13 protein-coding genes are annotated in these 13294 nt (G+C 64.8%); 4 read left to right on the top strand and 9 right to left on the bottom strand.

Annotation, left to right across the window (positions count from 1 at the left end; translation table 11 throughout):
* Positions 1–14: 14 nt before the first annotated feature.
* Positions 15–1220: a M48 family metalloprotease gene (locus H9K76_RS22615; protein ID WP_187597483.1), complete on the bottom strand. Its 1206-nt coding sequence runs from the start codon at positions 1218–1220 to the stop codon at positions 15–17.
* Between the two features lie 293 nt (positions 1221–1513).
* Between H9K76_RS22615 and H9K76_RS22610 the strand changes: the two genes are divergently transcribed.
* Complete coding sequence (locus tag H9K76_RS22610; RefSeq protein WP_246475579.1) at positions 1514–2656, top strand: type II asparaginase; 1143 nt, start codon at positions 1514–1516, stop codon at positions 2654–2656.
* 349 nt (positions 2657–3005) lie between these two features.
* Here the strand turns inward: H9K76_RS22610 and H9K76_RS22605 are convergent, their stop codons facing one another.
* The 5 genes from H9K76_RS22605 to H9K76_RS22585 form a co-directional block, all read right to left on the bottom strand.
* A complete protein-coding gene (locus H9K76_RS22605) occupies positions 3006–3962 on the bottom strand; it encodes an AEC family transporter (RefSeq protein ID WP_187600801.1) in 957 nt (318 codons plus the stop codon).
* Positions 3963–4117: 155 nt separating this feature from the next.
* Positions 4118–4477 carry a hypothetical protein gene (locus tag H9K76_RS22600; RefSeq protein ID WP_187597481.1) on the bottom strand — a complete coding sequence of 120 codons (360 nt, stop codon included), beginning with the start codon at positions 4475–4477 and terminating at the stop codon, positions 4118–4120.
* Between the two features lie 164 nt (positions 4478–4641).
* Positions 4642–5052 (bottom strand): roadblock/LC7 domain-containing protein, encoded by a 411-nt coding sequence (locus H9K76_RS22595; protein WP_187597480.1) that lies wholly within the window; start codon positions 5050–5052, stop codon positions 4642–4644.
* Positions 5049–5585, bottom strand: a complete 537-nt coding sequence (locus H9K76_RS22590) for a GTPase (protein ID WP_187597479.1) — start codon at positions 5583–5585, stop codon at positions 5049–5051. Before H9K76_RS22590 ends, H9K76_RS22595 begins: the two co-directional genes overlap by 4 nt.
* Before the next feature lie 7 nt (positions 5586–5592).
* Positions 5593–6345 carry a hypothetical protein gene (locus H9K76_RS22585; protein ID WP_187597478.1) on the bottom strand — a complete coding sequence of 251 codons (753 nt, stop codon included), beginning with the start codon at positions 6343–6345 and terminating at the stop codon, positions 5593–5595.
* Positions 6346–6864: 519 nt separating this feature from the next.
* Between H9K76_RS22585 and H9K76_RS22580 the strand changes: the two genes are divergently transcribed.
* From H9K76_RS22580 to H9K76_RS22570, 3 genes are all read left to right on the top strand, one after another.
* Positions 6865–8934 carry an ATP-dependent helicase gene (locus tag H9K76_RS22580; protein WP_187597477.1) on the top strand — a complete coding sequence of 690 codons (2070 nt, stop codon included), beginning with the start codon at positions 6865–6867 and terminating at the stop codon, positions 8932–8934.
* A 54-nt stretch (positions 8935–8988) separates the two neighbouring features.
* On the top strand, positions 8989–9432 hold the full coding sequence (locus H9K76_RS22575; RefSeq protein WP_187597476.1) for a hypothetical protein: 444 nt from the start codon (positions 8989–8991) through the stop codon (positions 9430–9432).
* A 70-nt stretch (positions 9433–9502) separates the two neighbouring features.
* Positions 9503–10657: a phospholipase A gene (locus tag H9K76_RS22570; RefSeq protein ID WP_187600800.1), complete on the top strand. Its 1155-nt coding sequence runs from the start codon at positions 9503–9505 to the stop codon at positions 10655–10657.
* Between the two features lie 67 nt (positions 10658–10724).
* On the opposite strand, the gene H9K76_RS22565 is transcribed toward H9K76_RS22570, so the two are convergent.
* Genes H9K76_RS22565 through H9K76_RS22555 form a run of 3 tightly spaced genes read right to left on the bottom strand, consistent with a single transcriptional unit; the run spans position 10725 to position 13280 of the window.
* Entirely contained in the window at positions 10725–11141 is a 417-nt protein-coding gene (locus H9K76_RS22565; protein WP_187597475.1) for a RidA family protein, read from the bottom strand.
* Between the two features lie 37 nt (positions 11142–11178).
* Positions 11179–11652, bottom strand: coding sequence for an acyl-CoA thioesterase (locus H9K76_RS22560; RefSeq protein WP_187597474.1), 474 nt, complete (start codon positions 11650–11652; stop codon positions 11179–11181).
* Complete coding sequence (locus tag H9K76_RS22555; protein WP_187597473.1) at positions 11649–13280, bottom strand: benzoate-CoA ligase family protein; 1632 nt, start codon at positions 13278–13280, stop codon at positions 11649–11651. The genes H9K76_RS22560 and H9K76_RS22555 overlap by 4 nt, the downstream gene beginning before the upstream one ends.
* Positions 13281–13294: the final 14 nt, after the last annotated feature.

Below are 13294 nucleotides of genomic sequence, written 5' to 3'. Positions count from 1 at the left end.
GCCCCCGGGCCGAATCAATCCGCCGAATCGTCCTCGCCGCGGCAGGTGAGAGGCAGCGCCTTCTTCATGCGGCGCGTGTCGCCGTCGCAATGCCACTGCACCCGTCCATCCACCTCGGACGGCAGCATCGTGAATGTGCCCAGCCTGGTGTCGATGCTCAGGCTCATGTTGCTCGAGTCGTACTCGAAACGCTGGGCCAGGTCGCCTCGCACGCCTGCGTCCTGCAGGGTGTCGGGCACCTCTTCCCTCGATTGGTAGTACGCACCCAGCGCGTTGCGTGCGCCCGCCGCGTCGTTCCAGTAGCCGGTCAGCTCGGTGCGCGTCTTGTACTCCTGGTAGGCGGGCATGCCCACGGCAGCGAGAACACCGATCGCCGCAACCATCATCATCAAGATCACGAAACCGGCCGCGCCTCCCGCCCGGCCCGCGAACGGAACGAACAGCGCCAGCACATAGGCAAACGGGTTGCGCCCCGGCATCTTGATGTCTGGATTGAGAATGCGCGCGACCCGCTTGGTCAGCCATGGATAGCCACTGATCAGCTCATGCAGGCTGGGGAAGAATCCACGGTTTGCGAGCGTCTGGCGTGCATAGCTCACGAGATTCACCGAGCGCCATTTCTGGGCACCCACGGCCAGGACGGCCATCGCGCGCGCGGCCACCTCGGGGCTGGTGCAGCAGGCCGCGCCATGCATGTCGCAGGTGTACTCCCGCGCACGGGAGTAGGCCGCGCCGATCAGCGGCAGCCAGAGCACCGGAGCGCGCCAGAAATGCCCCGTGAGGTGGCCCTGCTTGATGTGGCCGAGCTCATGCCCGAAGTAGAAATTCACGCCGTCGGGCAGGTCCTGCACCGCGTCCACCGTATCGGAGAGCACGATCACGAAATTGCGGCCGAGAAAGCGTGTGGCGAATGCATTCATCAGGCCGTCGCCTTGAAGCAGGTACGCTTCGGGCGGCTCCTTGATGCCGAGCTTCTCGCAGCAGCCCAGGTATTGGTGATAGAGCTGCGGCAGTTGTTCCTCTGACAGTCGCGCGCCCGTGCCGCGCAGCCAGGCAATCAGTGCCGATTGCGCGAACAGGTAGCCGATGAAGCCGAAGAGCAGGTAGATGAGCGCCGTGCCCAGGGTGCCCACCACCACCAGGATCCAGACGATGATGCCCAGCACCAGCGTGATTGTTCCCAAGGTTTTCTCGCGCGGATAAACCAGTTTCTTGTCCATTCGTTTCCTCCCCGGCCAGGTGCGGCCGCTTTGCCCCGGATTATGTGCGGTTGCACAACTCTATCGAAGCGCGCCTTGCCATCGAGGGTCAGCACTGATGCATCGCAACAACAAACCGTGTTGATCAGCTTGATTGACCATGAAGCCGCCCGTTGGAGACCCTTGCCGGCATCAGGGTATGCCCTGATGCCGGCCGGACAGGCATGCCGCATCGTGCGAGGCTCACGACGCCCCACCCACAAGGCCTGGGCGCATCGCGAGCATTCAATTTCTGGAGCACACACAACATGGCTATCCAAAAACAAGCGTTTCTTCGCAAGACCGTGGCCGCTGCGGCCGTTGCCGCCTCCCTGCTGGGCGGACTCGCCAGCGTTCCCACACTGAGCTTTGCCCAGGATGCATCCGCCGCGGCCAAGGCCGCCGCCGACGCCACCGCCAAGGCGGCCAAGCCCAACGTCGTGGTGCTGGCCACGGGCGGCACCATTGCCGGCGCCGGCGCTTCGTCGGTCAACAGCGCAACCTATGCCGCGGCCAAGGTGCCGGTGGACAAGCTGCTGGCAGGCCTGCCCGAGCTGAGCAACTACGCCAATGTGAAGGGCGAGCAGGTCTTCCAGATCGCCTCCGAGAGCTTCACGAACGACAACCTCGTCACCCTGGCCAAGCGCGTGTCGCAGCTGGTCAAGCAGCCGGACGTGGATGGCATCGTCGTGACGCACGGCACCGATACCCTGGCCGAGACCGCCTACTTCCTGAGCCTGACGGTGCACACCGACAAGCCCATCGTGGTGATCGGCTCCATGCGCCCCGGCACGGCCCTGTCGGCCGACGGCGCGCTGAACCTCGTCGATGCCGTGAGCGTCGCGGGCTCGCAGGATGCCAAGGGCAAGGGCGTGTTCGTCACCATGAACGATGAAATCCAGACCGCCCGCGACGTGAACAAGGATGTGAACATCAAGACCGGGGCCTTCCAGAGCCAGTGGGGCCCGCTCGGCATGGTGGTGGAAGGCAAGAACTACTGGTTCCGCGCGCCCGTGAAGCGCCACACCAACCAGTCCGAATTCAACATCGACAGCATCGACAAGCTGCCCCAGGTGGACATCGTCTACGCCTACGGCAACGTGCAGCCGACGGCTGTGAATGCCCTGGTCGATTCGGGCGCGAAGGCCATCATCCACGCGGGCACGGGCAATGGCTCCGTGGCCGACCGCATGGTCAAGCCGCTGCAGGATGCACGCGGCAAGGGCGTGCTGATCGTGCGCGCATCGCGGGTGCCGTATGGTTTCGTGCTTCGCAATGCCGAGCAGCCGGATGACAAGTACGACTGGGTGGTCGCGCACGACATGCGTCCCGAGAAGGCGCGTATCCTGACGATGCTGGCGTTGACCAAGGGCGCTGCGAGCACGAAGGACCTGCAGCGCATGTTCTGGGAGTATTGAGTACATCCCCCTGAGGCGCTGCGCGCCTTCCCCCTTCTCTCGAACTGCTGCGCAGTTCGGGAAGGGGGACGCAGCCCTCGCTGCGGGGCGGCCCTTGCTTGGCTGCTCTGGCATGGGGCAGTGATCGAACTGGATGCAAGCTAGGTCTTAAACGTCCCTGAGGCGCTGCGCGCCTTCCCCCTTCTCTCGAACTGCTGCGCAGTTCGGGAAGGGGGACGCAGCCCTCGCTGCGGGGCGGCCCTTGCTCGGCAGCCCTCGCTTAGGCCCTGCCAGTTGCATACGGCGCGCTCATGGCTTCCGCTTTCCCATCGACCTTGAGAAGAGTGAGGCGCTCTCGGGCCTGCTTCGCTCAGCCGTGAAACAACATCACCGCGCCTGAAAACGTCACGAAGGCCAGGGTGGTGGACACAAGGATGATCCGCGCGATCCGGCCGCCGTGTGCGCCGAAGCGCTCCACCAGCAAAGCCACATTGCTGGCGCTCGGGAGCGCAGCCAGCAGGACCAGCACCGTCTGCGTGTAGGGCGAGATCTCCGCCCCGAGCAGCCGCGCGGCCTGGCAGGCCAGCCAGATCAGCAGCGGGTGGACCAGCAGTTTGGCCAGCGCCAGCGGCAGGTACTGGCCGGGTGCCACAGTTTCATGCTCGTTCATCTGCGAGCGCGCCAGCACGGCCCCGATGGTGAACAGCGCCACCGGCGAGGCCGCTGCGGCCAGCATGGCGATGGTCTTGTCCACGGGCACCGGCAATTGCCAGCCCGCCGCCGAAGCCACGGCGCCGAGGGCGATGGACCATGGCATCGGGTTGGTCGCCATGCCGCGAAATGCCTTGCCCAGCGCGACCGTCACGCCATGGGCATCCGCACCGTCGAGCCGGGACAGTGCAATGCACAGCGACGTCGTGATGATCATGTCGATCGCCATCGTGAGGATGACGGGGCCGGCGCTCTGCTCGCCCAGCAGCGCCACCAGCAACGGCACGCCCATGAAACCAGTGTTCGGAAAGGCCACGACGAGCGCGCCGAAGGCGGCGTCGTTCCAGCCGATCGCTCCGCGGCGGGTCAGGGCAATGGTCGTCCCCACCAGCAGCAGGCCGCACAGCAGGTAGATACCCGCGACCACCGGGTCGAGCAACTGCGCGATGGGCGTGTTGGCACCAAAGCGGTACAGCATGCACGGCAGCGCAAAGTACAGCACGAACGTGTTGAGTCCCCCGATGGCCGTGAGCGGCAGCACCCTGCCCCGCGTGGCCAGGAAGCCGCAGAGCACCAGCGCGAAGAAGGGAAAGGTGACGGAGAAGACGGACAGCACGATGCGGATGATTGTCGCCGGGTCTGCACGTCCGTGCAGGGCCTGTACGCACCGTGCGACGGAACGCATGCAAAAAAACAAAAACCCGCGAGGCAGGCCTGCGCGGGTTCGAGAGGCGGGATCACCCCGTCGTCGGCCTCATGGCCGTGGCGGTATCAGACGGCCAGCGCCTGCTCCACGTCCTGGGTCTTGCGACGGGCCAGCGCCAGGTTGGACTTGGCCTTGTCGAGCACCAGATAGACGAACAGGCCCTCGTGCTTCTGCAGCGGGCGGATGATGTGGTACCCCTTGCCCAGGGTGATCAGGATGTCGTCGATGCGGTCGTTCAGGTTCAGCGACTTCATCGTCTTGAGCTTGGCACGGACCACTTCGGTGTTGCCGGCGGCCGCCAGTTCCAGGTCCACGCCGGATCCGATGCTGCCCAGCAGCATGCCGCTGCCGCTGTCGACAACGGCTGCGCACATGGCGCCATCGATTGTCATGAGTTGGGTCAGAGATTCTTGAATGCTTGCCATGTAGTTACCTCATTATTGAGATTTGTTCAGAAAGAAAATCTGCGTGGTGGGCCCCGCCCTCACTCCCCCGCGCGGGAAACTCGAAGCTCAAACAATCACCAATTCAATCGATCTACTCAAAAACAATTCGAGTAGTGCAACATTTGCACACTTTATGAAGCATGTCAAAGGTGCAAACGCGAGGCCATTTGCGCACTTGCCTCACTGACCGCCCACAGAGCCCTTCCCAACACTCCGTCCTTGCTTACAACAAGACACAGTATGCAAGGAAAGTCACTGGGGACGTTCTGGAAGATCGCTGTGCCATCGTTGGTTTCAAACGTCAGTCGACGGGTGTCCGCATGTCCGATCTCACTGGCGACCGCACGGGCCATGGCCATCATCGACCCGGCCATGGCGGCCATCTGCGCACCATCGCCATGGGGCTGCGCGCCATGGGTGGCGATCACGAAGCCGTCAGGCGTGGACAGCAACGCCGTCTGCACCTCGGAAAACGGACCGAAGATTTCCTGAAGAATCTGCCGCCCGGTCGCGGCAATCATCGGAGGGACCACGGTGGAGGCCTTGCTCATCATTCCTCGCTTTGCAGTGACAGCATCGATGCAAGCACACCGATCGCATCCAGCATCTGGTTACGGTCGCGCGGATCCGCCTGCAGCACCGGGACGACGCCATGCCCGGCGTGAGTGATCGCTGCGGCAAAGGCATCGAGAGCGGAGGCTGGCGCGGCGCGCGCGCTCAAGATCAGCACCAGCGGCGGCTGCTCGAGCGCGGCCACGTCCTTCAGCAGCCGCGAAGTCTCCTGCAACGCATCGTGCGCATTCACGTCCACCATGACGAAAACGCCCATGGAGACCGACAGAATCCATTTGCGGACAAAGGAAAAACGCTCCTGGCCGGGGCAGCCGCAGACCTGGACACGCTCGCCCTCGCCGAGGTCGATCTCGCCGAATTCGGTGCCCACGGTCGTGAACTCCTTGGCGTTGCTCGCGCGATCGAGGTTCACCACGTCGGACGAGACCATCTTCTCGCCGCACAGCGCACGCAGTGCCGTCGTCTTGCCGATACCCATCGCTCCGACGAGAGCAATGCGGGGTAGGGAATCCATCACCACGTCAGACACGGCCTCCCACACGAACCCAGCGCGTGAGGCGCTGGATCAGGCCCACGCGCACGGGACGGCCGCGCTGGACCTGCTCCTGGGCCGCGTTGCTCGACATGGCGGCAGCCGCTGCCTGATGCTGGGTGTGGCGCAGCACGCCGCGGCGTTGCAGGCTTGCGATCAGCGCACGCGCGGTATCGACGTCCAGGCCGCTGTGTCCGCACAACTGGCGCAGATTGATGGGCGCGCGCGTGAGCAGCGCCATGGCGCGCACGCAGGCACCCGTGTTGTAGGGGGCGTCGAGCGACACCCAGCTGGTGAGCTGGAACTGGTCGTCGGACACCATCGCGCCGGACGGCTCGCCCGCCTGCGCAGGCACCTGGGTCTGCACCGCAGCGGTCGCTGCCCTGGCGGCGACCATCCGCTGACGGACAGCCCAGTCCATCAGGAAGACGGCCGCGCGGTCGAGGGCGTCGATCAGGTCGGAAACAGTGAACTCCGCAGGCAGGTGCGACACCCAGCGCTCGCTGCGCGACTTCTCGGTCCCGCCTGCCGCCTTGCCGACATAGATCACGCATGGCGTAGTCGCGGGCACGGCATCGCCGCTGGAGGAGGCATCCAGCAACGCGAGCTGCGCATCTGCGGTGGGCGCGCGTCTCCACTCGATGAGGGACTTGCGCGCAGCCACACCGAACAGGGCAAGAAAGCGGTCCTGATAGACGGGGGCCAGCAGGTCTGGCGCAACCCCAGCAACGCTATGTTTCATAAACTTTCCACAGGTAAGTCAGTGGCAAGAATAAAGTATATCGACACACCAAAGATAATTGACAATAACTAAAAAGCTGTTGCCAATACCTTACGCGCAACTGACACTTGTTGACCGTTGCCCGTGCGTGGGGTTTGCGCTGGCTCCACAGGTGAAGTTGCGCACCAACCCTTGAATGCAGAATCTGGCGGACAGGCACCGAGGTGGATCGGGCCTGGGTCACGGGGAGCGCTCCTTTTCGAAGAGCGCAAGGGCTGTCAGTGTTCCGGGCACAGGCCGGCTTCTCACATCTTGCGACGGCGAATGTTACTCAATGTTTCTTACCGTTAGGTAAAAGCTGTTTAATGAGCCTCCCTGGCGCTATTGAGAATTACTACCAAATCCGTTGCTGACAGGGAAATGCGCGGGTGGCTATGATTCAGCGCTTCGCCGGCAACGCCAAGCCGGCCTGCTCGGCCCCGTCATGGAGGCTGGCGCCCGTCCATCCCGCAACCGATCCCTGCACTTCCGACCACCCTCATGTCCGCTGGACTCAATCTGGCTCAGCTCCAAGCCGTTCACTACACAGAAGGCCCCTGCCTGGTTCTTGCCGGCGCAGGGTCGGGCAAGACGCGGGTGATCACGCACAAGATCGGCAAGCTGATCGAGAACGGTCTCGCGCCGCGCCGCATCGCCGCCATCACCTTCACGAACAAGGCGGCCGCGGAAATGCGCGAGCGCGCGTCGGGCCTGATCGGCAGGCAGGCCAAGGACGTGCTGGTCTGCACCTTCCACGCGCTGGGCGTTCGCATGGTGCGCGAGGATGGACATGTGCTGGGGCTCAAGCCGCAGTTCAGCATCCTCGATGCCGACGATGTCACCGGCATCATCAAGGATTGCGCGGGCGGCACCACCGACGTGGCCACCGCACGGCAATGGCAGTGGACGATCAGCAACTGGAAGAACAACGGCTGGGATTCGCGCAAGGCGCTCGCCATGGCGCAGGACGACAACGAGCGCAGCATCGCGCTCATCATGCAGCGCTATGAAGAGCGGCTCACCGCCTACCAGAGTGTCGATTTCGACGATCTCATCGGCATGCCCATGCGCCTGCTCAAGCACCATCCTGAAGTGCGTGAGAAATGGCAGCGACTGCTCGGCCATGTGCTGGTCGACGAGTACCAGGACACCAACGCCACGCAGTACGAACTGCTGAAGATGCTGGTGGGCGAGCGTGCCCACTTCACGGCCGTGGGCGACGACGACCAGTCGATCTACGGCTGGCGCGGCGCAACGCTGGACAACCTCAAGAAGCTGCCCATCGACTTCCCGCAGCTCAAGATCATCAAGCTGGAGCAGAACTACCGCTCCACCTCGGCCATCCTGCGTGCGGCCAACAACGTGATCCAGCCCAACCCCAAGCTGTTCCCGAAGACGCTGTTCTCCGAGCTTGGCGAGGGCGAACCCGTGCGCATCGTCGACTGCGATACCGAAGAGCACGAGGCAGAGCGCACGGTGGCGCGCATCCAGGGCCTGCGCGCCTCATACAACCCCCAGCCCGCCTGGAAGGATTTCGCGGTGCTGTATCGCGCCAACCACCAGGCCAAGCCCATCGAGAAGGCCCTGCGCAAGGCCAACATTCCCTACAAGGTCTCGGGCGGCACGAGCTTCTTCGACCGTGCCGAAATCAAGGACCTGTGTGCGTGGTTCCGCCTGTGGATCAACAACGACGACGATCCGGCCTTCCTGCGCGCCATCACCACGCCCAAGCGCGGCATCGGCCACACCACGCTCGGCAAGCTCGGCGAGTTCTCCGCGCAGCACAAGCTCAGCATGTTCGGTGCGCTGTTCAACCAGATGCTCGAATCGCTGCTGCCGCGCAAGGCCTACGACGGGCTGGTCGAGTTCGGCCGCTACATCAACGACCTGGAATACCGCGCGCGCCACACCCTGGGCACCGAGGCGGCACGCACCTTCATGATGGACTGGCTCAAGGAGATCGGCTACGAGCAGTACCTCTACGACAGCGAGGACAGCGAAAGCGTTGCCGCCGCGCGGTGGAGCAATGTGCTTGAGTTCTGCGACTGGATGGTGCAGCGCGCGGGCGGCAAGATCGAGGACGCGGCAGGCACCACGATGCAGACCGAAGTGAAGAGCCTGCTCGAAGTGGCCAGGAACATCGCGTTGCTGTCCACCATCAGCGAGCGCGAACAGGAGCAGGACATGGTCGTGCTTTCCACCCTGCACGCCTCCAAGGGCCTCGAGTGGCCGCACGTGGTGCTTGCGGGCGTCACCGAAGGCATGCTGCCGTTCAAGCTCGACGATGACGACGGCAAGCAGGAAAAGGTCAGCCAGGAAACCGCGCTGCGCCTGCAGGAGGAGCGCCGGCTGATGTACGTCGGCATCACGCGCGCGCAGCGCACGCTCGCCGTGAGCTGGACCAAGCGCCGCAAGAAGGGCCGCGACATGGTCACCACCCAACCCAGCCGCTTCATCGCCGAGATGGGGCTCGACGCAAGCACCGCGCGGGAAGACCCGCGCGCCAAGTTGCGTGCCCTGCGCGAGGAACTGGCACGCAAGGTGCAGACCGCCGCGCCGCCCGCTCCCTGACAGGCGCGACAGGCGCACCTGACGAACCGACAGACCGACCCAGGATTTCCGGATATGAACCGACAGCAACGACCTACACCAGCCCTCAGGCTCCTCTCCAGCCTCGCCGCGGCGGCGCTGCTCACCGCCTGTGCCAGTGCACCGGCGCCGCGCCCCGTCTGCCCCACGGCACAGCAGATGGAGCAGCCCGAGCTGCTGGGCCGCTGGACCGTCCAGATGGACGGCGTGCCGGGCCCCATTTCCATGCAGCTCGGCCCGCATCCCGAGTGGGATGGCACCGTCAAGGGCACGATCACGCGGCCCGGTTTCCAATCCATCGTCGTGGGCGACGTCAACAAGGGCGCGCTCACGATGGAGGAATCCCGCGACGGCAAGAGCGTGAGCGGCAACTGGGGCGGCGACGTCGTGGAAGGCAGCTGCGCCCGCGAGATCCGCGGAGAGTTTTCCGACAGCGAAGACCGCACCCACCGGTTCGTGATGCGCAAGGCAGCCCTTTGAGCGCACCCGCCCCCAGATTCATCCCTTCATCCGCATGACCACCTTTTCCCGCTCCCACCTCTGCCTGGCGATGGCAGCCGTCGCCTGCGGCAGCCTGCCCGCGCTCTCGCATGCCCAGCACGCACAGACCCGCGGCACGCCGCTGCCCGACACCGAAACCGCCTGGCGCCAATGCATGTCGAAGGCCGACGATTCGGCCCGGCTGGCGTGCTTCGACCAATGGTCCAGAAGCCAGCCCACGCCCGACACGGTCGGCCCGTTGCCCGCGGCAGAAACCGTTCCCGCCAGCGGAGCACAGGCGCAGCTCAAGCCCCCAGCCGAGCTGGTCGCCGCCCAGACCACCGGCCCCATCCCGAACGGCGGCTGCCGCGACGCGTCGTTCTCCGAGATGTCGCGCTTCTGGGAGCTCGAGGAAGGCACCGACTGCGGCACCTTCAGCTTCCGTGGCTACCGTCCCCTCACGTTGCAGGCCTCCGCCGGCAGCGACGTCAATCGCCAGCCGATGTCGGACAACCCGGCGAACAGCGCAACCTTCTCCCAGCCCTACGACAAGCAGGAAATGCGCATCCAGCTGTCGGTGCGCACCAAGCTGGCATCGGGGCTGCTGACCAGCGCCGATTCCAAGTACCGTGACTCGCTGTGGCTCGGCTACACGCAGCAGTCGTACTGGCAGCTGTTCAACTCGGACATCTCGCGCCCGTTCCGCAACACCGACCACGAGCCCGAGATCCTCTATGTCTATCCCACCACGGCGGACCTGCCGGGAGGCTGGCGCTGGCGGTACTCCGGCGTGGGCCTTGCCCACCAGTCGAACGGCCAGAGCGATCCACTCTCGCGCAGCTGGAATCGCTACTACGTGATGACAGGCTTCGAGCTGCCGGGCCGCTGGACCGTGGAGGGCCGGTACTGGAAGCGCATCAAGGAAAGCTTCGACAACGATAACAATCCGCAGATCGAAAACTACATCGGCCGCGGCGAGCTGAAGGTCGGCTGGAACGTCAACCAGCAGAACTGGCTGGGTGTGACCGCGCGCGGCTCCCTCGGCGGCCATGGCAAGGGTTCGGGCCGCATCGAGTGGATGCGCGCGCTCGGCGAAGGCTGGCTCGGCGGCAAGAGCAATCTCCGCCTGCACGCATCGGTGTTCAGCGGCTACGGCGACAGCCTGGTGGACTACAACTTCAAGCGCACCGTGTTCTCGGTCGGCTTCAGCCTGCTGGATTTCTGAGGATCCGGTCGTCCTGCCCTGCATCTCCCACCCGGGAGGAGCAAGGCAGGCACCCCCCAACGGTCCATCAGTCGGGCACCACCGCCGTGCACTCGATCTCCACCTTCGCGCGGTCCTCGATCAGCGCGGCCACCTGTACCGCCGTCATCGCAATGTTGAAGTTGCCGATGACCTCGCGAAACGCCCTGCCGATGTCGGCCTGCGCGGCCAGGTACTCGCGCTTGTCGGTGATGTACCAGGTCATGCGCATGATGTGCTCCGGCCCTGCCTCACCCTCCCTGAGCACATCCACCACGTTCTGCAACGCCTGGCGTACCTGGGCGGCAAAGTCGTCGGTCTGGAACTGGCCCTGGGAGTCCCAGCCGATCATTCCGGCCACGAACACCGTGCGGCCGCGCGCCGCGACACCATTGGCATAGCCCTTGGGACGAGGCCAGCCCTGCGGCAACAGAACCTGGGCGTGGGGAGGGGTGGTAGTGGTCATCTGTCTTCCTTCTTCTTCCAAATCGTTCATCCATCCGTCAGGCCTGGGCGGTCGCCTGCATCCAGCGCGTGATTGCATGGCGCACCCGCTCGGGCGCGGCGATGGCTGCATGGGTGTCCAGGTCGGTGAACACCAGCACCTTCTGCGCGCGCACGCGCAGCTCGCCGTCCGCACCGTGGCATGCCATGTCGAGCGTGAGCGAGCGCGTGCCGAGCTTGTGGACGGACAGCTCGAAATTCACCGTCTCGCCCATGCGTGTGATGGCGCGGAAATCGCACTCGAGGTGCACGATGGGCAGGCCCGTGCGCTGCACGCCGATCAGATCCGCATAGGGCACCTGCAGGCCGTCGTTGAACCAATCCTCGACCAGGCCGTTGAACAGCACCAGATACTGCGGAAAGAAGATGATCCCCGCAGGGTCGCAATGCGCGAAGCGGATCGGCACCGGGCGCACGAAGCGGCGCGCGCAACCGTGCGCTGAACCATGCGCGTTGTGGACATCCGTCGTCATGACGCCTCGTGCAGCTTGAAGCGCTGCAGCTTGCCCGTGGCCGTGCGCGGCAATTGCGCCACGAACTGCACGGCGCGCGGATACTTGTAGGGCGCGACCGTCTGCTTGACGAATTCCTGCAATGCCTTCGCCATGGCGTCGTCGCCGCGCTCCTTGAAGGCCGGCGCCAATACGATGAAGGCCTTGACGATCTGGCCGCGCTCCGCATCGGGCACGCCGATCACCGCGCATTCGGCCACGGCCTCGTGCGCCATGAGCGCATCCTCCACCTCGGGAGCCGCAATGTTGTAGCCCGCCGAGATGATCATGTCGTCGGTGCGCGCCTGGTAGATGAAATAGCCGTCGGCATCCATCAGATAGGCATCGCCCGTGAGATTCCAGCCACCCTGCACGTATTTCTTCTGGCGCTCGTCATCGAGGTAGCGGCAACCGGTCGGGCCTCTCACCGCCAGGCGGCCCACGGTGCCCGCTGCGACCTCGTTGCCGTCCTCGTCGATCACACGCGCCTCGTAGCCCGGAACCGCCTTGCCGGTGGCTCCCGGGCGGGCTTCATCTTCGCGGTGCGAGATGAAGATGTGCAGCATTTCGGTCGAGCCGATGCCGTCGATGATCTCGATGCCCGTGCTGCTCTTCCACAGCGCGCGCGTGGAGGCATTCAGCGCTTCGCCGGCCGATACGCACTTGCGCAGCCGGGTCGCTCGAATGCGATCACCGTAGGGGGCCATCGCGCGGTAGGAGGTGGGTGCGGTGAACATCACCGTCGCTCCGTACTGCTCCAGCCCTTCGCCCAGTTGCTGCGGCCCGGCCTTTTCCAGCAGCACCATCGACGCACCGATCGACATCGGGAACAGCACCTGTCCGCCCAGGCCGAACGTGAAGGCGATCGGAGGGCTGCCGATGAACACGTCGTCCGCATTCGCCTGCAGCACATGCCGCGGCCAGCAGGCACACACGGCCATCACGTCGCGATGGAAATGCATGGTGGCCTTGGGAATCCCCGTGGTGCCCGACGTGAAGCCGAGCAGGCAGGTGTCGGTGGCCGCCGTGTCCACGTTGGTGAAATCCGGCGATGCCTGCTGCATCAGCGCCTCCAGCGAGCGAGGATCGTCCGGAACGTTGAAGAACCGCATCTGCGTGAGTGCCGGCGACTTCTGCATGGCCGCTTCGGCCTCGGCACGCAAGGCGTTGTCGCACAGCGCATGGCTGATGCGTGCGATGTCCGCGATGGTCGACAGCTCCTTGGCGCGCAGCAGCGGCATGGCGGCCACCGCAATGCCTCCGGCCTTCACCACGCCAAACCAGCTTGCCACCATCATCGGATTGTTCGGTCCGAACAGCAGCACCCGATTGCCGGGCACGAGGCCCATCTCGTTCACCAGCACGTTCGCGATGCGGTTGGCCTGCTCAAGCAACTGTGCGTAGCTCCAGCTGAGGCCCGGCGCGCGCACGCAGGGGCGGTCGCCACGGCCTTCGCGCACATGGCGGTCCAGCAGTTCGGCAGCGCAGTTCAAATGCTCGGGGAACTGCAACTCGGGCAGGTCGAACACATAGTCGGGCTGCTGGTCCGCAGGCGGCAAGTGGTCTGCGGCAAAGGTATCGATGTGCGCGGTGAATGAAGATGACGGCATGTTGGCGACCTCTC

Source organism: Diaphorobacter ruginosibacter (assembly GCF_014395975.1).
GTDB classification, from domain to species: Bacteria; Pseudomonadota; Gammaproteobacteria; order Burkholderiales; family Burkholderiaceae_C; genus Diaphorobacter_A; species Diaphorobacter_A ruginosibacter.
This window is presented reverse-complemented; position numbering and strand designations above follow the sequence as displayed.

Bases quoted from the DNA above. Each gene is read 5' to 3' on its own strand.
- H9K76_RS22615 (WP_187597483.1), bottom strand. From the start codon at position 1,220: ATGGACAAGAAACTGGTTTATCCGCGCGAGAAAACCTTGGGAACAATC.
- H9K76_RS22600 (WP_187597481.1), bottom strand. From the start codon at position 4,477: ATGGCAAGCATTCAAGAATCTCTGACCCAACTCATGACAATCGATGGC.
- H9K76_RS22595 (WP_187597480.1), bottom strand. From the start codon at position 5,052: ATGATGAGCAAGGCCTCCACCGTGGTCCCTCCGATGATTGCCGCGACC.
- H9K76_RS22590 (WP_187597479.1), bottom strand. From the start codon at position 5,585: ATGGATTCCCTACCCCGCATTGCTCTCGTCGGAGCGATGGGTATCGGC.
- H9K76_RS22585 (WP_187597478.1), bottom strand. From the start codon at position 6,345: ATGAAACATAGCGTTGCTGGGGTTGCGCCAGACCTGCTGGCCCCCGTC.
- H9K76_RS22580 (WP_187597477.1), top strand. From the start codon at position 6,865: ATGTCCGCTGGACTCAATCTGGCTCAGCTCCAAGCCGTTCACTACACA.
- H9K76_RS22575 (WP_187597476.1), top strand. From the start codon at position 8,989: ATGAACCGACAGCAACGACCTACACCAGCCCTCAGGCTCCTCTCCAGC.
- H9K76_RS22570 (WP_187600800.1), top strand. From the start codon at position 9,503: ATGGCAGCCGTCGCCTGCGGCAGCCTGCCCGCGCTCTCGCATGCCCAG.
- H9K76_RS22565 (WP_187597475.1), bottom strand. From the start codon at position 11,141: ATGACCACTACCACCCCTCCCCACGCCCAGGTTCTGTTGCCGCAGGGC.
- H9K76_RS22560 (WP_187597474.1), bottom strand. From the start codon at position 11,652: ATGACGACGGATGTCCACAACGCGCATGGTTCAGCGCACGGTTGCGCG.
- H9K76_RS22555 (WP_187597473.1), bottom strand. From the start codon at position 13,280: ATGCCGTCATCTTCATTCACCGCGCACATCGATACCTTTGCCGCAGAC.